This window comes from Curtobacterium sp. TXMA1 (assembly GCF_020162095.1).
Lineage (GTDB): Bacteria > Actinomycetota > Actinomycetes > Actinomycetales > Microbacteriaceae > Curtobacterium.
In genome coordinates this window covers 2,719,817-2,737,304 of record NZ_CP083910.1, presented here as the reverse complement: position 1 = coordinate 2,737,304, position 17,488 = coordinate 2,719,817, and the positions used below count along the sequence as shown (strand labels likewise).

General features: G+C 73.1%; 14 protein-coding genes. 5 read left to right on the top strand and 9 right to left on the bottom strand.

The window, feature by feature from the left end:
- The first annotated feature begins 2 nt into the window (after window positions 1–2).
- Both LCG91_RS12915 and LCG91_RS12910 read left to right on the top strand, forming a co-directional pair.
- Window positions 3–1,280, top strand: a complete 1,278-nt coding sequence (locus LCG91_RS12915) for an ATP-binding protein (RefSeq protein WP_224441621.1) — start codon at window positions 3–5, stop codon at window positions 1,278–1,280.
- Window positions 1,277–2,014 (top strand): response regulator, encoded by a 738-nt coding sequence (locus LCG91_RS12910; protein ID WP_224441620.1) that lies wholly within the window; start codon window positions 1,277–1,279, stop codon window positions 2,012–2,014. The genes LCG91_RS12915 and LCG91_RS12910 overlap by 4 nt, the downstream gene beginning before the upstream one ends.
- Window positions 2,015–2,039: 25 nt before the next feature.
- Here LCG91_RS12910 and LCG91_RS12905 read toward each other — a convergent pair whose 3' ends face one another.
- From LCG91_RS12905 to LCG91_RS12895, 3 genes are all read right to left on the bottom strand, one after another.
- The gene (locus tag LCG91_RS12905) at window positions 2,040–2,771 is read right to left on the bottom strand and encodes a class I SAM-dependent methyltransferase (RefSeq protein WP_224441619.1); all 732 of its coding nucleotides are present in this window, start codon (window positions 2,769–2,771) and stop codon (window positions 2,040–2,042) included.
- Window positions 2,772–2,916: 145 nt separating this feature from the next.
- Complete coding sequence (locus LCG91_RS12900) at window positions 2,917–3,390, bottom strand: nucleoside deaminase (RefSeq protein ID WP_058749703.1); 474 nt, start codon at window positions 3,388–3,390, stop codon at window positions 2,917–2,919.
- A gap of 85 nt (window positions 3,391–3,475) precedes the next feature.
- Window positions 3,476–4,126, bottom strand: coding sequence for a CatA-like O-acetyltransferase (locus tag LCG91_RS12895; protein ID WP_224441618.1), 651 nt, complete (start codon window positions 4,124–4,126; stop codon window positions 3,476–3,478).
- Between the two features lie 61 nt (window positions 4,127–4,187).
- Here LCG91_RS12895 and LCG91_RS12890 point away from each other — a divergent pair, with 61 nt between their 5' ends.
- Window positions 4,188–4,859 (top strand): DUF2461 domain-containing protein, encoded by a 672-nt coding sequence (locus LCG91_RS12890; RefSeq protein ID WP_224441617.1) that lies wholly within the window; start codon window positions 4,188–4,190, stop codon window positions 4,857–4,859.
- An 88-nt stretch (window positions 4,860–4,947) separates the two neighbouring features.
- Complete coding sequence (locus LCG91_RS12885) at window positions 4,948–5,526, top strand: YbaK/EbsC family protein (protein ID WP_224441616.1); 579 nt, start codon at window positions 4,948–4,950, stop codon at window positions 5,524–5,526.
- Window positions 5,527–5,532: 6 nt separating this feature from the next.
- Here LCG91_RS12885 and hrpA read toward each other — a convergent pair whose 3' ends face one another.
- Window positions 5,533–9,393: an ATP-dependent RNA helicase HrpA gene (hrpA, locus tag LCG91_RS12880; RefSeq protein WP_224441615.1), complete on the bottom strand. Its 3,861-nt coding sequence runs from the start codon at window positions 9,391–9,393 to the stop codon at window positions 5,533–5,535.
- A 36-nt stretch (window positions 9,394–9,429) separates the two neighbouring features.
- The gene (locus LCG91_RS12875) at window positions 9,430–11,286 is read right to left on the bottom strand and encodes a thioredoxin domain-containing protein (protein WP_224441614.1); all 1,857 of its coding nucleotides are present in this window, start codon (window positions 11,284–11,286) and stop codon (window positions 9,430–9,432) included.
- Between the two features lie 187 nt (window positions 11,287–11,473).
- Between LCG91_RS12875 and LCG91_RS12870 the strand changes: the two genes are divergently transcribed.
- The gene (locus tag LCG91_RS12870; RefSeq protein WP_224441613.1) at window positions 11,474–12,964 is read left to right on the top strand and encodes a hypothetical protein; all 1,491 of its coding nucleotides are present in this window, start codon (window positions 11,474–11,476) and stop codon (window positions 12,962–12,964) included.
- Window positions 12,965–13,033: 69 nt separating this feature from the next.
- On the opposite strand, the gene LCG91_RS12865 is transcribed toward LCG91_RS12870, so the two are convergent.
- The 4 genes from LCG91_RS12865 to LCG91_RS12850 form a co-directional block, all read right to left on the bottom strand.
- A complete protein-coding gene (locus LCG91_RS12865) occupies window positions 13,034–13,576 on the bottom strand; it encodes an AAA family ATPase (protein ID WP_224441612.1) in 543 nt (180 codons plus the stop codon).
- A 4-nt stretch (window positions 13,577–13,580) separates the two neighbouring features.
- Entirely contained in the window at window positions 13,581–14,648 is a 1,068-nt protein-coding gene (locus LCG91_RS12860) for an NAD-dependent epimerase/dehydratase family protein (RefSeq protein ID WP_224441611.1), read from the bottom strand.
- A gap of 49 nt (window positions 14,649–14,697) precedes the next feature.
- Window positions 14,698–15,558: a sulfurtransferase gene (locus LCG91_RS12855; RefSeq protein WP_224441610.1), complete on the bottom strand. Its 861-nt coding sequence runs from the start codon at window positions 15,556–15,558 to the stop codon at window positions 14,698–14,700.
- Window positions 15,559–15,811: 253 nt separating this feature from the next.
- Window positions 15,812–17,377: an MFS transporter gene (locus LCG91_RS12850; protein ID WP_224441609.1), complete on the bottom strand. Its 1,566-nt coding sequence runs from the start codon at window positions 17,375–17,377 to the stop codon at window positions 15,812–15,814.
- Between the last annotated feature and the right edge of the window lie 111 nt (window positions 17,378–17,488).

Genomic DNA, 17,488 nt, shown 5'->3' with positions numbered 1-17,488 from the left:
CGGTGACGAGGGTGCACGTCGGCGGGCTCGGCCGCATCGCGGTGCTCGCACTGCCGAGCCTCATCGTGCTCGCCGCCACCGGGGTCACGACGGGGGTCGCCGCCGCCGTGCAGGAACGCAGCATCCGGACGTCCGTCGTCGAGCAGGTGTCCGGGGTCGCGTCGAGCCTGGCCGAGCTGCCGGAGGTGCGGGACGCGGTGGTGTCGGTCGTCGACGCGGGCGCTCCCGGATCCCTCGCCGACGCCGACGCCCTCGCGCCGGCCACGGCGGCGCTGCAGCCGATCGCATCGCTCGTCGAGGGCGCGTCCGGCGTCTCCTACGTGGTCGTCACCGACGACGACGGCGTGCGGATCACCCACCCGGACCCGGCCGAGCGTGGCGAGGTCGTCGAGACCACCATCGCGCCCGTGCTCGCCGGGGAGCGGTTCGTCGGCACCGAGACCGGCCCGTCCGGGGCGACGCTCCGCGCGAAGGTGCCGATCGTCGACGCCGAGGGCCGGGTCGTCGGCGTCGTCGCGGTCGGTGTGCTCGAGTCGACGATCGCGGCCGACCGTGCCCGTGCGCTCGGCACCCTGCTGCCGTGGAGTACCGGCGCCCTCGTCGCGGCGACCCTGGCGAGCGTGCTCCTGTCGCTCGTGATCGCCCGTCGGCTGCGCCGCGCCGACGCGGTCGACGCGGAGAGCCGCCAGGTCCGGTGGACCACCGACGCGCTGCGCGAGCAGGCGCACGAGTTCGGCACACGCCTGCACGTCGTGCGCGGGCTCGTCGAGCAGGGCGACGACGAGGACGCGATGGCCTACATCGACGCCGTGGCGCCCGGGTTGACCAGCGGCGGCGGTGCCGGGTCGCCGCGGCGCGGTGCCGTCGCGACGGCGTCGGTCGCTGCGGTGCGCTCCGAGCTCGCCGTCTCCGGGACCGCGCTCGACCTGCGGATCGCCGACGACGCCGTGCTCGACGACGAGGTGCTGCTCGTCGTCGCCAACCTCTGCCGGAACGCCGCCGAGGCCGGGGCGACCACGGTGCGCTGCACCATCGTGACCCGGGACGGCACGGTCACGGTCACGGTCGAGGACGACGGGCCCGGGATCGACCCGGCCGACGCACACCGCGTGCTGACCCGCGGGTGGTCGTCCAAGCCCGACGGGACCGGACTCGGACGGGGCATCGGCCTGGCGGTCGTGCGGCGGACGGCCACCGAGCGCGGGGGATCGGTCCTGGTCGGTCGCTCGGCCACGCTCGGTGGGGCACGGCTCGACGTCGAGATGGCGGTCGCCCCGTGACGTCGGGTCCGGCCGGGCCACTTCGCGTGCTCGTGGTCGACGACGACGCGGGAGCCCGGGCACTGCACACGCGCTGGGTCGCCGCGACCGAGGGGTTCACGGTCGTCGGGGCCGTCCCCTCCGGCGGCGCCGCGCTCGCCGCCGTCGAGCACGGGGTCGACCTCGTGCTGCTCGACATGCGGCTGCCCGACATCAGCGGCGTCGAGGTGCTGCACCGGATGCACGTGGCGGGCGTCGAGGACACCGACGTGCTCGTCGTCAGCTCGTCCCGCGACCAGGTCACGGTGCGGCAGGCGCTCGCCGCGCACCCGGTCGGCTACCTGCTGAAGCCGTTCGACCGCGACGCGCTGCAGGACCGGCTCCGTGCGTACGCCGCGGAGCGCCGCTTGCGCGACGGGGCGCAGCGTGACGTGCCGATGGGGCAGGGCGACGTCGACCGGCTGCTCTCCACGGGGTCGGTCCGGGTGGTCCGACCGACCGGTCCCGCGCCGACCGGCGCACAGCACGGGTTGCCGAAGGGCGTCAGCGCCACGACGCTCGAACGGGTCGTGGCGGCGCTCGACCCCGTCGACGCCCGCTCGGCGGACGAGGTCGCGGCGGCCACCGGCACCTCACGAGCCACCGCTCGCCGGTACCTCGACCACCTCGTCGCGACGGGAGCGATCGACCTCGCCCACCGGTACGGCCGTCGTGGTCGCCCGCAGGTCCTCTACCGGCTGACACCGGCACCCTGACGCCGGCTCGTCGGCTCCGGGGTCGTCAGGGTCGGACGTACCGGTGCACGTGTGCGACGTAGTCGACGGGGATCGTCGGGCACCCGGCCGTCTCGGGGTCCTCGTCGAGCACCTGCCGGACCGCGTCGAGCACCGCCCGCCGCTCGTCCTCGGGCATGAGGATGACGGAGCTCCGCGAGGCGATCATGTCGAGGAACGCGTCGCGGTCCTGCTCGTGGGTCCACCGCACCGTGTCGTGCACCCCGGCGCCGAACGGCGCTCCGACCAGCGGCTGCTCCTGCTGCACGGTGCGCGCCTCCGGCTGCGCCACGATCATGCCGACGCGCGCGGCCCACGGCCGGGTCTCGTCGCGGACGTTCCAGACGAGTCCGAGGGTCCCGCCCGGGCGCAGCACCCGTGCGACCTCGGCGGCGCCGGCGTCCCGGTCGACCCAGTGCCAGGACTGCGCGAACGTCACGACGTCCGCCGAGCCGTCCGGCAGCGGGATCGCCTCGCCCGTGCCGTCGAGCGCACGCACCGTCGGCAGCAGATCGACCAGCCGCGACCGCATGGCCGGGTCCGGTTCCACCGCCACCACCTCGTCCGCCCGGCCGAGCAGGGTCCTGGTGAACTTCCCGGTCCCCGCCCCGACGTCCACCACGAGCGGTGTGCGGTCCGGCACCAGGGCCGCCGCCACGGCGTCCGGGTAGCCGGGCCGACCGCGTTCGTAGGCGTCGACGGCGGATCCGAAGGAACGGGCGGGACGGTCGTCGGTCACGGTCCCAGCCTGGTCCGTCGCGGCGCCGGTGTCGATGCGGAACGCCTCAGGTCCGGGTGGCGGCGGTGACCGGGAGCGGAGCCGGACGGGAGGATCGTGGCGGGGCCCGCCACGATCCTCCTGTCCGGTGGTCGTCCCGCCGGGGTCAGGACGGGTGGCGGGCGGTCCACTCGCGGAACGGGGCCGTCGGGTCCTCGACCGTGCCCTGCTCCGTGGGCAGGGCGCGCTCCTCGACCGGCTTGGCGTACTCGTCGTAGAAGGTCGCGAGCGTCATCAGGCGGTTGCCGTCCTCGTAGTGCTCGCCCTCCTGCTCCCGCGTCGCGGCGAAGACCACGCGGTCGGGCTGGGCGTAGTACAGCGCACCGAGGCACATCGGGCAGGGGTACGCGGTGACGAACACGTCGTAGCCGCTCAGGTCGGTGACGCCCTGCTCCGCGGCGGCGCGGATCGCGCGGATCTCGGCGTGCGCGGTCGGGTCGCCGGTCTGGGCGACGTGGTTGACGGCCTCGACCACGACCTCGCCGTCGCGGACGATCAGGCAGGCGAAGGGCTTGCCGCCGTCGTGGACGTTGTCGAGGGCGCGGGAGACCGCGAGGGCGGTGAGTTCGTCGTCGTGCATGCCGGCCACGGTGCTCCGGGCCGGTGCCCGTGGGGTGTGCGTCCGGGGGACGGGGCCCCGGCGGCGCGGCGCGGTGTGTCGGCGGTCAGCCGAGCCAGGCCGGGTCGGCGAACAGCTCCTCGACCTCGGTGACGAAGCGCGAGGCGTGGAAGCCGTCCACCGCCGCGTGGTTGATGCGGAGCGCCATCGGCATCACGGTCCGCCCGTCCACCTGTCGGTACCGCCCGAGCGTGATCACCGGCGCCAGGTGGTCCTCGGCGCCGGTGAGGTGCAGCGCGAAGCCGGTGAAGGACGTCCGGGGGAGCGTCGAGACGTCGAACAGGTCGGTGCGCCCGGTGCCCTGCGGGAACATGCGGTGGTCGTCGCGGTACCGCTCGGTCGTCGCGACCACGGCGTCGTGGAACGCCCGGGCGTCGGGGTCGTACTCGACGACGAGCACCGAGAAGGTCTCGGTGTCGGGGTGGAAGACCGTGAAGGTCGGGTGGACCACGTCCCACACCGCGGGACGGCCGTCCTCGGTGAGCTGCATGCGGAACTCGTCGTGCCGGTTGACGACCGTCGCGAGCACCCAGATCTGCGACGGGTACGTCTTCGCGCCCGCGACTCGTGCGGCGTCCACGAAGGCCGTGACGTCGACGTCGACGGTCATCTCCCAGGCGCAGGGCTCCCGCCGGTAGTGCGCGAAGTGCTCGGCGCGCGGCCAGCGGTCGAGGTCGATCGGTCGGAGACGGGTCACCCGCACAGTCTCGTCCCCCGGACTGCCGACGAGCGTGCATCGGGCGGCGGTTCACTGGTGCATGCCTTCGACGCCGTTCTCACCAGCGCTCGCGACGTTCTTCCGCGGGCTCGCCGCGCACAACGAGAAGTCCTGGTTCGAGGAGCACCGTGACGACTGGGAACGCAACGTCCGCGACCCGATGGAGGCGCTCCTGCACGAGGCCGAGCGGCGGTACGGCCCGGGCCGGGTGCTGCGCCAGCACCGCGACCTGCGGTTCACGCCGGACAAGCGGCCCTACCGCGAGGACACCGGGCTGACTGCGGGCGGCATGTACCTCAGCGCCGGAGCCGAGGGGCTGCAGGTCGGGGGCGGGCTCTACGAACCGTCGCGCGCACAGCTGCAGGCGGGTCGAACCACCATCGACGAGCACCCGCAGGCGGCTGCGGCACTGCAGCGTGAGCTCGACGAGCTGACGGACGCCGGGTACGAGCTCGCCGGGCCGCCGCTGAAGACCGCTCCGCGCGGGTACGACGCCGACCACCCGCGGATCGACCTGCTCCGGATGCAGCACTACGCGGCGCTGGTGCACCTGCCGCTGGACAGCTCGCTCGACGACATCACCGCCGCGTGGGACCGCGTGCAGCCGCTCGTCCGGTGGACCGTGAAGTGGGCGCGGGCGGACGACCCGGAGGCCTCGGACGACCCGGCGCCGCCCGTGCCGGGAGCCCGATCGATCCACGAGCGCGCCTGACCGCTCCGCCTGCTGGTCCGATCGTCGGCTCGTCGGCTCGTCGGGTCTGCTGACCGTCCGCTCGTCGGGTGCTCCCTAGGCTCGGGGCATGCCGACGCTCGACCGTTCCCCCGCCCTCGTCGCCACCGGGTTCCTCGCGATCCCCGTCGCCCAGGCGCTCGTCGCACTGCCGAGCGACGTCCTGTCGACGATCCAGGCGGCGCCGATCGACCCGGACCTCGCCGACACCGCGGCGTTCTCCGAGGCCTACGGGTACCCGCTCGAGGGCGGCGCGAACTGCATCGTCGTCGCGGGGAAGCGCGGCGACGACGTCCGCCACGCCGCCTGCGTGGTGCTCGCGTCGACGAAGCTCGACGTCAACCGGGTCGTCAAGAAACTGCTCGACGTGCGCAAGGCCAGCTTCGCGCCCATGGACGACGCGGTCGCCCTGACCGGGATGGAGTACGGCGGGATCACACCGATCGGGCTCCCCGCGGACTGGCCGGTGTTCGTCGACGCGCGGGTGCTCGACGCCCCCGAGGTCGTGGTCGGCGCAGGGCTCCGCGGGGCGAAGGTGTTCCTGCCCGGTCGCACCCTGGCGGCGCTGCCGAACGTCACCGTCGTCGAGGGGCTTGCTACCGACGTCGGCCCGGTCGCCGACGCCGGCCCGGTCGCCGACGTCGACTGAGCCAGGTCAGCGGGCGGCGGCCAGGGTCTTCGTGATGCGCTGCAGCGAGACCGTCTCGGCGGTCCCGAGCTCCTGGGCGAACAGGCTGAGGCGGAACTCCTCGAGCATCCACCGGGCGTGCACCAGCTCGGGGTGCGAGCCGGTGGACGGCGGGAAGGTCCCCCCGGCGTCGGTGTAGCGGTCGGTCGCGACGGTGACCTCGCGCATCCACGTCGCATCGCGCCCCGGGTTCTGCAGGAGCTTCTGCACGCGGGCCTCGACCCCCTGCAGGTACACCCGGATCCGCCGGAGTCGGTCGAGTCCGGCGACGGCGACGAAGCCCGGGAAGACCAGGCGCTCCACCTGCTGCCGCATGTCCGTGAGCGCGGGTAGCAGGGCCATCGAGTTGGCTTGCTTCATCGCCTTGTCGGCCGCGCGCTGCGCCGTCAGGACCGCGGCGACCTCGGACACCGCGGTGAACATGGTGTCGACGACGGTGGCCGACACGGCGTCCCGCACGGCCTCGAACTCCGCCTTCGTGAACACGAGGCCGTCCGGGTGCGCGCGACGGATGCCGGCGTCCACGACGGCGGCCAGAACGTCGTCGAACAGCGCCGCGGTCGAGGGGTAGGGGCTCGCCGCGAGCGCGAGCTTCTCCTGCGCGGTGAGGTGCGACTGCACGTACGACACCGGCGAGGGCACCGCGTGCATGACGAGCCGACGGACGCCGGCGGGCATGCTCACCGCGCGGTCGCCGGGGGTCGCCAGGAGTCGGACGCCGACGGTCGCCTTCGGGCCGTCGCCCTCCTCGACCAGGGACGGGTACGCCCGGATCACGCCACCGGCCTGCTTCGTGTCGAGGACCTGCGGCAGGTCGTCGGACGGCCAGGCGGTGAGACCGGACCGTTCCACCTGCGTGCCGGAGGACGCCCCGGCGACGCGCGCCGCGCCTCCCGGCCGGGCCGCTGCCCTCGCCGTGGCGGAGGCGACGCTCCGCTGGGTCCGGTCCTTCAGCTTCGTCTGCAGGGCCGCGAGGTCCTTGCCGGACTCGACCCGGCGGCCGCGCTCGTCGACGACCGCCCAGGTGGGCAGCAGGTGCGCGGGCACCCGCGACAGGTCGAAGTCGCCCTCGGCCACCGGGACGTACGTCATCCGCTGGATCGCCGCCGCGAGGGTCGCGCGGAAGGACTCGGTCGGTTCGGTCGGCGCGTCGTCGGGCAGCTCGGCGACGATCTTCTCGGCCCAGTCGGCGGCCGGGACGACGTTCTTCCGGATCTGCTTCGGCAGCGACTTGATGAGGGCGGTGACGAGCTCCTTGCGCAGACCGCGGACCTGCCAGTCGAAGCCCTCCTCGCGCATGCGGGGGAGCAGTGCCAGCGGCACCTGCACGCTGACGCCGTCGTCCTGCGCGCCCGGCTCGAAGCGGTACTTGATCGCCAGGCGCTGGTCGCCGGAGCGCCACTGCGTCGGGTACTCCTGTTCGTCCTGCGCGGCCTCGGCTGCGTCCTCGTCCAGCAGGTCCTGCCGGCGCATCGTGAGCAGGTCGGGCTGCTCGCGACGGGTCGTGCGCCACCAACCCTCGAAGTCGCGCGTCGTGGCGACGTCGGCGGGGATCCTGGCGTCGTAGAACTCGTACACGCGCTCGTCGTCGAACAGGATGTCGCGGCGGCGGGTGCGCTCCTCGAGCTGCTCCAGCTCGCGGCGGAGCTTCCGGTTCGCCCGGTCGAAGGCCTGCTGTGCGTCCCACTCACCCTCGACCAGGGCGTGCCGGATGAACAGCTCACGCGAGTGCTCCGGGTCGACGCGCTTGTACTGCACGCGGCGGCGCTGGACGATCGGGACGCCGAACAGGGTGACGCGCTCGTAGGCCACGACCGCGCCCTGCTTCTTCTCCCAGTGGGGCTCGCCGTAGGTGCGCTTGAGCAGGTCCCCGGCGAGCGGCTCGACCCAGGCCGGGTCGATCCGCCCGACTGTGCGGGCGAAGAGCCGGCTCGTCTCGACGAGCTCGGCGGCCATCACGGCGTCGGGCTGCTTCTTCGCCAGGACGCTGCCCGGGAACACCACGAAGCGCACGTTGCGTGCTCCGAGGTAGTCGCGCTTCTCCTTGTCGCGCAGCCCGATCTGGCTGAGGAGCCCTGCGAGCAGTGACCGGTGCACGGCATCGCCGTCCTCGGATCGGGACTGCCCGACCCGGACGTCGACCTGCTTCGCGGCGCGGGACAGCTGGCGGTACAGGTCCTGCCACTCGCGGATGCGCAGGTGGTTGAGGAACTCGGCCTTGCACAGGCGCCGGAACGCGCTCGACGACAGCTCGTCCTGCTTGTCCTCGATGTGGTTCCAGAGGTTGAGCAGGGTGAGGAAGTCGCTCGTCGGGTCGGCGAAGCGCGCGTGCAGCTGGTCGGCGTGCGCGCGCTTCTCGAGCGGGCGCTCGCGCGGGTCCTGGATGCTCAGGGCGCTGACGATGGCGATGACCTCGCGTCCGACGCCCTGGCGGCCTGCCTCGAGCACCATGCGCCCGAGTCGGGGGTCGATCGGCAGCCGGGTGAGCTGCCGCCCGGCCTTGGTGATCCGACCGTCACCGTCGACCGCGCGGAGTTCGCGGAGCAGGTCGAGGCCGTCCTTCACACCGCGGGAGTCCGGCGGCTGGAGGAACGGGAAGCGCTCGATGTCGCCGAAGCCGAGGGAGATCATCTGCAGGATGACCGCCGCCAGGTTCGTCCGCAGGATCTCGGGGTCGGTGAACTCCGGGCGGCGCGCGAAGTCGTCCTCGGAGTAGAGCCGGATCGCGATGCCCGCGCTCGTGCGTCCCGCGCGGCCGGAACGCTGGTTCGCGCTCGCCTGACTGATCGCCTCGATCGGGAGCCGCTGCACCTTCGCCCGTGGCGAGTACCGGGAGATGCGCGCCGTGCCGGTGTCGATCACGTACTTGATGCCCGGCACGGTCAGGGACGTCTCCGCCACGTTGGTGGCGAGGACGACGCGGCGACGGATGCCCGGCGTGGTCCGGCGCTCGAACACCCGGTGCTGGTCGGCCGCGGACAGGCGTCCGTACAGGGGCAGGACCTCGGTGCCCGGGTACCGCTTGCCCTCGATCGCCTCCTGCGCATCGCGGATCTCGTTCTCGCCGGACAGGAACACGAGGACGTCGCCCGGGTCCTCGCGCGCGAGTTCGTCGAGGGCGTCGGTGATGCCCTGGAGCACGTCACGGTCGTCCGCGCTCGCACCGCCGCGGCTGCCGCTGTCGTCGGTCCGCGGGTCGGTGTCGTCGCCGTCGTCCGCGTCGGTGCCGTCGTCGGCAACGAGCGGTCGGTACCGGATCTCGACCGGGTAGGTGCGGCCGGACACCTCGATGATCGGTGCGTCGCCGAAGTGCTGCGAGAACGACTCCGGGTCGATCGTCGCGCTCGTGATGATCACCTTGAGGTCGGGTCGCCGGGGCAGCAGCCGCTTGAGGTACCCGAGCAGGAAGTCGATCGTCAGGGAGCGCTCGTGCGCCTCGTCGATGATGATCGTGTCGTAGCGCTTCAGGTCGCGGTCGAAGTGGATCTCGTTGAGCAGGATCCCGTCGGTCATCAGCTTGATCCGGGTGTTCGCACTCACCTTGTCGGTGAAGCGCACCTGGTAGCCGACGAGGTCGCCGAGTTCGCCGCCGAGCTCCTCGGACACGCGCTCGGCGATGGTCCGCGCGGCGATCCTGCGCGGCTGGGTGTGCCCGATCGACTCGCGGCCGAGTTCGAGGCAGATCTTCGGCAGCTGCGTCGTCTTGCCCGAGCCCGTGGCGCCGGCGACGATGACGACCTGGTGGTCGCGGATCGCGGCGGCGATGTCGTCCCGCCGCTGCGACACCGGCAGTTCGGGCGGGTACGTGATGACGGGCGTGGCAGACATGAGCATTCCAGGATAGCGGTCCGGGCGGGGCAGGCGTCAGCGCAGCTGGTCGGAGAGCGCAGCGACGTCCCTCGCCGGCAGCGCGCAGACGTGGTCGTGGCAGACGTACGCGGCCGGCGCCGATCCGTCCCGCCCCTCGAACAGCGAGAACCCGGCGTCGGCCCATGCCCGCGCCTGGTCCGCGGTCACGGTCGCCACCACCGTGCCGGGGCGACGGGCGGCGCGGGCGGTCCGCCGCATCGGGTCGTCGACCTCGGACACGACAACGACCTCGCACGACGGTCGCTGGAGGGCGAGGGCGACCCCGAGGGCGTCCGCGTGGCCCAGGGGCCGTTCCGTCCCGGTGTGCGCACGGTCGGCGACGAGCCGGGTCGCGGCGTCACGGAGCGACCGGTCGCCGGTGAGTGCACCCAGCGTCGCAGCCGCCCCCGCCAGCGCCACCGTGCCGGACCGCAGTGCCGTCTGCGGCTGCTCGCCGGTGGCCGTACCGGCGGCACGGAGGACCGGGTCGGTGTCGAACCGCCCTGCGACGCCGTCGTCGACGAGCGACCGCGCCGTCTCGGCGTACCGGACCGCGCCGGTGACGAGCGCGAGTTCGAGCAGCCCCTCGGCGAGCAGCCCGACGTCCTCGATCGTCGGCGGCGCGGACGACGTGCCGTGCGCGGTGCTCGACCGGACGACGACGTGCCCGTCACGGACGTGGGCGGCGAGGACCGCGTCGGCAGCGCCGCGGGCGAGATCGAGCATCTCGTCGTCGCCGTACCGCGCCCCGGCGATGGCGAGGCCCCGGATCGCGAGGCCGTTCCACCCCGTCAACACCTGGTCGTCGAGCGGTGGCGGGTCGAACCGGCCACGCTCGTCGAGCGGCAGCCGGTACCAGTCGCCCTCGACGCGTCGTCCGTCGATGGTCGACTCGCTGTCCTGCGCCGCGACGAACGCACCGTCCGGCCGCCGGAGCGTGTCCCGGAGGAAGTCGGCGATGCCCCGGGCCTGCTCCGGGCCGGCGACCGCGAGCAGTCCCGCGTTGTCGTAGAGCATCCGCTCGTAGTGCGGGACGCTCCAGTCGCGCTTGGTCGCGTACCGGAACACACCCCCGTCGGCGTCCGTCAGCTCGGTCGTGCGGATCGCGTCGAGACCGCGGCCGAGCAGCCCTCGTGCGACGTCGTCGCCGTCGGCTGCGACGTCACCGAGGAACTCGAGGAGCGGCGCACTCGGGAACTTCGGCGCGCCGCCGAAGCCCCCGTACGTGGTGTCCTCGGCCGAGACGAGCTGCGCGGTCACGGCACGGATCGCGTCGACGGACGGGAGGCCCGGTGCGGTTCCGTCGGACGGCTCGCCACCCTGCGCGGCGGCGTCCACCCCCGACCCGCGCGCGGCAGCGTCGGCCGTCGCCCCCTGCGCGATCGCCGCGGCGATCGCACCCGCGTTCGCGTCCACCTCGTGCCGCCGCTGGGTCCACGCGTCGAGCACCGCCGCCAGGACCTGCCGGAACGAACCGACCTGACCGACCTGGGCCGGCGGGTAGTAGGTCCCCGCGAAGAACACCCGCCCCTCGGGCGTCGCGAACGCGGTCAGCGGCCACCCGAGCTGCTGCGTGAACGCGCTCGCGGAGGCCATCAGGCTGGCGTCGACGTCCGGACGCTCCTCGCGGTCCACCTTGACCGCGACGAAGTCCCGACGGAGCAGCGCGCCGATCTCCGGGTCCGAGAAGCTCTCCCGCGCCATGACGTGGCACCAGTGGCACGTGGCGTACCCGACCGAGACGAGCACGGGCACGTCGCGCTCCCGTGCCTCGGCGAAGGCCTCCGGCCCCCACTCGCGCCAGTCCACCGGGTTGTCGGCGTGCAGGCGCAGGTACGGGCTGACCGCGGTTCCGAGCCGGTTGTCGTTCATGCCCCCAGCGTGCTCGGACGCCGCTGAGCACGCGGACGACGGCTCGGAGTGCGCGAGGCGGATGATGCATCGCAATCTGTACAGGAATCCTCGCAGCTGCATAGAGTTGAGGAGTCGTTCAATTCCCTGGCGACACCTCCCGCGTGGCCGCTTCCCTGGTGACGGCTGCCCGAACGAACGGACCCCAGTGACGAAGACGTCATGGAGGACACTGCTGGCCGTACCAGCCGTGGTCTCACTCGCGCTCGGAGGCGCACTCCTCTCCGCATCATCCGCCAGCGCCGCTCCGGGCGAGCTCGTGGTGACCTCGCCGACCGCCGGTCAGACGACCCCGACCCGGGACGTGACGTTCTCGGGTACGGCCGTCGCCGGTTCGACGATCATCATCCGCGAGGACGACCAGGCCGGCGCGGTCATCGCCCGGACGAACGTCCCCGCGAACGGTGCGTGGTCGGTCGACCACGAGTACGCCGACGACGCCCCGGTCCAGCAGACTGCCTTCGTCGACGGCATCGTCGGCCTGAGCGGCTTCGACGAGCCGAAGACCGTGGCCTTCACCCTGCCGGCGGCGCCCGCGCAGCTGACGGTCACGAGCCCCACCGAGGGGCAGTACCTCGCGTCGCGAACCGTCACGGTGTCCGGCACGGGCATCCCGACCGCGAACATCGCGCTCGTGCCGTCCGCTGGCTCGCCCGTGACGGGCATCCTGGTCGGCGCCGACGGCAACTGGACCGGCAACGTCACCTTCCCGGAGAACGTGGACCGCGCGCAGTCGATCACGGTCAACCAGATCGTCGGCGCTGCCGGTCGTGGCAGCGTCACGGTGAACGTCAACCTGCCGGCGACGCAGACCCTCGTGGTCGAGACGCCGCAGGACGGTTCGACCACCGCCAGCCGGACGGTCACGTTCTCGGGCACCGGCACCGCCGGGTCGCGCGTCTCGCTCACCGGCGACTTCCCGTTCGTCCAGGCCACCGTCGGTGACGACGACCGCTGGTCGGTCGACGTGCCCTTCGCGGACGACGCCGCCACCGCCCAGTCCGTCCGCCTGACCCAGGTCACCGGCGGCGTCGGCACGGGTGACGTCACCGTCGCGTTCTCGCTGCCCGCGGTCGAGACCGCGCCCACGACCCCGGTGCTCGACAAGCCGGTCATCACCGCACCGAAGGACGGCGCGACGGTCACCGGCCCGGACGTCACGTTCGAGGGCACGGGCACGCCGGGCAGCAACATCCTGCTCGTCGCGGTCCCGACCGACCAGCTGAACGCCCGCGCTGCCGCAGAGCCCGCCGATCCGACGGACCCGATCGTCGTCGGGGCGGACGGCACCTGGAGCGTCACGCTCGCCGTCGAGCCCGGGGACTACACCGCCGTCGCGCAGGGCTTCCTGCTCGACGCCGACGGTGAGCCGGTGGTCGACGCCGACGGCGAGCCGGTCGTGTCCGACCCGTCCGACCCGGTCGAGTTCACCGTGACCGCGGCCGTCGCCCCGGTCGGTACCACCCCGGCCGCTGGCTCAGGTGGGGCCGGCACGGCTTCTGTCGCCACGACACCGAACGGTCAGCTCGCCTTCACCGGTGCGGACCTGGCACCCGCCGGCATCGCCGCTGGGCTGCTCGCCCTCATCGGTACGGCCCTCATGGTGGTCATGGCTCGACGTCGGGCGCACTCGGCCTGATCCGACCAGCACGAACCGGGACGCCCCCTTCGACCACACGGTCGGCGGGGGCGTCCTCGTGTGCAGAGGTCACCGGCTCGGTCGGTCCGGGAGCCAGCCGGTGAGCGCCCCGAGCCGACGGGCGACCTGCTCCGGGGTGCGGCCGTCGGTGTCCACCCGGGCGACCGTGTCCGCGACGGCCGAGTCGAGCCTCCCGGCCGTCGCCGTGCTGTGGGCGAGCTGCGCCTGCGGGACCGGACCGCCGGCGCGGCGGGCCAGTCGCCCGGCGGTGGTGTCGTCGGATGCGCGGAGCAGGACCGCGGTGACCAGCGGGTCGTCGCCCATCGCGGCGGCGAGCCGCTCGTGCTCGAGCACCGAGACCGTGTTGGTGAACACGAGTCGATGGTGTCCGAGCTCCCGGTACCCCGCCCACATCGACCGCAGGTTCCGCTCGGCGAGCCGCACCTCCGGGTGGGCGACGTGCGGAGCCGGGTGCGCGAGGTCCAGGAGGTCGCCCTCGATCACGGCGTGCGCCACGTCCGCCGCGACGAGCAGGTCGTGCAGGGCCTCAGCCGCGGTGCTCTTGCCGACGCCGGAGCGGCCGCCGACGAAGAGCACCTCGGACCGCTGCACGGCGTCAGTCCCTGCCGAGGGAGAGCAGCGCCAGGGCGGCGTCCTCGGGGCCGTAGTCGAACATGCGGTCCCAGAACGGGTCCTCCGCCCAGGGGACGTCACCGCCGGCCGGCACGGCGTGTGCGGTCTCGAGCAGCCAGTCGACCTCGGGCCGGACCGCGTCGGCGTACCGCGGGGGCTGCCAGCCGAGCGCCCGCGCCGCAGTCGTGTCGAGGACGAACGGCGACGGCGAGCTCCACGGGGTCGTCCCGACGAAGGCGGGGGCGTCCTGGTCGAGCAGGACCTCGTCGAAGCGGTGGTCGACGAGCCCGGCCAGGGTGCGCACGATCTCGAGGACGTCGGGCGCGGTCTCGTCGGCCACGTTGAGGATGCGGCGATCGGGAGCGTCGGCGACCAGACGCACGAGGGACGCGATCCCGCTCGCGGCCGTCGTGTGGTCGACACCGCGGCCGTGGTCCGCGAGCAGGATGCGCTCCCGACCGTCGAGGGCGCGGCGGACCACGAACCACTCGCGCGGGCGGCCGATGCCGACGCCGTACACCTTCGACGGACGGAGCACGGTGACCGGGGCGCCGTGGTCGAGCAGGACCTGTTCGGCGGCGACCTTCGCGGCGCCGTAACCGTCTCGCGAGGTCGGGTCGCCGTCCCCGGCGACGACGGTGGGCTGCAGTTCGGTGACCGGTCCGCCGAAGACCGGCTTGTCGACGGCGTTCGCATGTCGCCCCTGGTCGTCGACGTACACCGCCTTCGACGACACGAACACGGTCGAACCGACGTCGTCGAGGAACGGGCGCAGCTGCAGGGCGTCGTCGCGGGTGACCCCGACGGTGTCGACGAGCAGGTCGGCACCGGGGCGCAGGAGGTCGCGGAGCACGGTCGTGTCGCGTCGGTCACCGGCGACGAAGGAGGCGCCGGCTGCGGTCAGGGCATCGGCGGCCGCACCGCCGCGACGAGCGACGACGTCGACCTGCCAGTCGTCGCCGCCCCGGCCGGAGACGTCGAGGAGGTCCCGGACCACCGCCGATCCGATGCCGCCGGTACCGCCGAGGACGACCGCGCGTCTGGTGCTCATGCGCCAACGCTAGTGCCGCGACGCTCCCCGGCGTCCGGCGGCACGGGTGTCAGGACGCGACCAGCTCCGGCTCGAGGCGCCACCACTCGGCGAGCGAACCGTCGTAGACCTTCACCTGGTCGTGTCCGAGCACGGTCAGGGCGAGCGCGTCGACGCACGCCGCACTGCCGACGCCGCAGTACGTCACGATCTCGTCGGCGTCGAGCACCGGCGCGAACACCTCGGCGAGCGCGGCACCGCGGCGCAGGGTGTTCGTGTCGGGGTCGACCACGTCGTCCGTCGTGATCGCCGTGCTGCCGGGGACCACGCCGGGGTGGTCGGCACCGAGCGCGGACGGGGGAGCCGCGAGGACCACTGCCGCCGGCTCGTCGCCGCGGACCGCGCGCAGGACACGGTCGTGGTCGGCCCACACCGGGCGTTCCTCGCCGGCCAGGAACGACTCCTCGGACGACGGCGCGACCTCGCCGCGGAGCGGTCCGACGCGGACGGGCCGTCCCTCGTCCCGCCACTTGGTGAAGCCGCCGTCGAGCACCGCGACGTCGTCGAAGCCGAACGCGCGGAAGATCCACCAGAGCCGGGCTGCCCACTCACCGACGCTGTCGTCGTAGACCACGACGGTGGAGCCGTTGGTCACGCCGAGAGCACGCGCCGCGGACTCGAAGCGCTCCGCACTCGGTCGGGTGAAGGGCACCTCGGCGTCGGGGGCGGAGAAGTCGTCGACCAGGTCGGCGTACCGGGCTCCCGGTACGTGCCCGTGCTGCTCGTACGCATCGCGGGCGGCCTGCCACTGCATCGCCGTACCGACCCCCGTGGTGTGCACCGACGCGTCGAGCACGACGAGCTCGTCGGCGCCGATGTGGTCGGCGAGCCACTGCGTCGACACGAGCGGCGAGGTCAGGACGGGGGCCATGTCGCCCACGGTAACGCGGTCCTCCGACGAGTCCCCGGATGTCCGACACACTGCGCAACGGCGATGTCCGGCGCGCGCGGCTGCCGAATCCGCTCGCATCGGGGGCGGCCTGCGTCGACCGTTCGTTCGGCTGCGGCCCTGGCATCCGCGCCGAACGCGACATCCCACGCGTCGATCGACGCGTGGGATGTCGCAGAGCCGTGGGCAGCCGGGCAGCCCGCAGCCGAGCCAGCCGGGCGGCCGGCCAGTCGGGCTAGTGCGCCGCGGCCGGGATGCTCCCCGTCGTTGCCGCCGACGCGCGCTCGAGCTTCGCGAGCCGCACCGACTGCCGGTTGATGAGCAGACCGCCGGCCAGGGCGACGAGCACGAGCACCCCGGCCGAGATGCCGAAGGCCACGTGGTACCCGTCGATCACGGCCTGGGCCTGCTGGAGCTCGGTCGGCGCTGCCGAGAGGCCCGACAGGCTGTCCTTCACGACGTCGGCGAAGATCGTCGAGAGCAGGGCCGTGCCGATCGAGCCGCCGATCTGCTGCATGGTGTTCACCGTCGCCGAGGCGACACCGGCGTCCGCGCGGGCGACCCCGGTCGTCGCCGTGTTCATGGCGGACGAGAAGATCGTGCCCATGCCGAGCCCGATCACGATCAGTGCCGGCAGGACGGTTCCCGCGTAGGTGCTGTCGACCTGGGTGCGGAGCAGCAGCAGGAGTCCGGTCGCAGCGACCAGGCCGCCGGCGAAGATCAGGACCTTCGGGCCGACGCGGGGGAGCAGGCGACCGCCGATCTGGGTCGCCGAGACCATGATCGACAGCGGCATCGGCAGGAACGCCAGGCCGGTCTGCAGCGAGCTGAAGCCGAGGGTCTGCTCGAGGTAGTAGGTCAGGAACAGGAAGATGCCGAACATGCCGATCGCCACGAGACCGATCGCGATGAAGGCACCACCGCGGTCGCGGTCGAGGACGACACGGAGCGGCAGCAGCGGGTGCGCGACGCGCGTCTCGATCACGACGAACGCGGCGACGAGCAGGACACCGGCGGCGAGCATGACGATCGTGAGCGGGGCGTCCCAGCCGTTCGACTCGGCGTTCGAGAACCCGTAGACGATGCCGACCAGGCCGGCGGTGATCGTCAGGACCCCGGCGACATCGATGCGGGGACGCTCGACCTTCGGCGGCTTCGCCATGAAGACGAGTGCGCCGACGACGCCGAGCACCGCGAACACGACGTTCACGTAGAGGCACCAGCGCCAGGACGCGTACTCGGTGAGCACGCCGCCGAGCAGCAGACCGATCGCCGCACCGGAGCCGGCGATCGACCCGAAGATGCCGAAGGCCCGGCCGCGTTCCTTCGGGTCGCGGAAGGTCGTGGTGAGCATGCCGAGTGCCGAGGGGGCGAGCAGGGCGCCGAAGACACCCTGCAGTGCGCGGGCGGCGACGAGCAGGCCGAACGAGTCCGCGAGGCCGCCGAGCACCGAGGCCAGGGCGAACCCGACCAGGCCGACGATGAAGGTGGTCTTCCGGCCGAACAGGTCACCGAGGCGACCGCCGAGCAGCAGCAGGGAGCCGAACGCCAGCGAGTAGGCGGTGACGATCCACTGCCGCTGGTCGGTGCCGAAGCCGAGGTCGGCCTGTGCCGACGGGAGGGCGATGTTCACGATGGTCGCGTCGAGCACGACCATGAGCTGGGCGAGGGCGATGACCGCCAGCGCGATCCAGCGGTGGTTGGCGCGGTCGGAGCCGGAGCCGGGCGTGGTGCCGGCAGCGCGGCCGGTCGTCGTGGGTACCGACCCGGTCGGGGCAGGCACGGTCTGTTCTGCCGTCACGGCAGCCTCCTTCTGAGAAGGGTGGAGGTGGCGGAGCACGCGCCGTCGAGCGCTTCGCGAGGAGGGGGAACCGGATGTGGTGCATCCGGTTGTGTCGAGTGTAGACCGAAA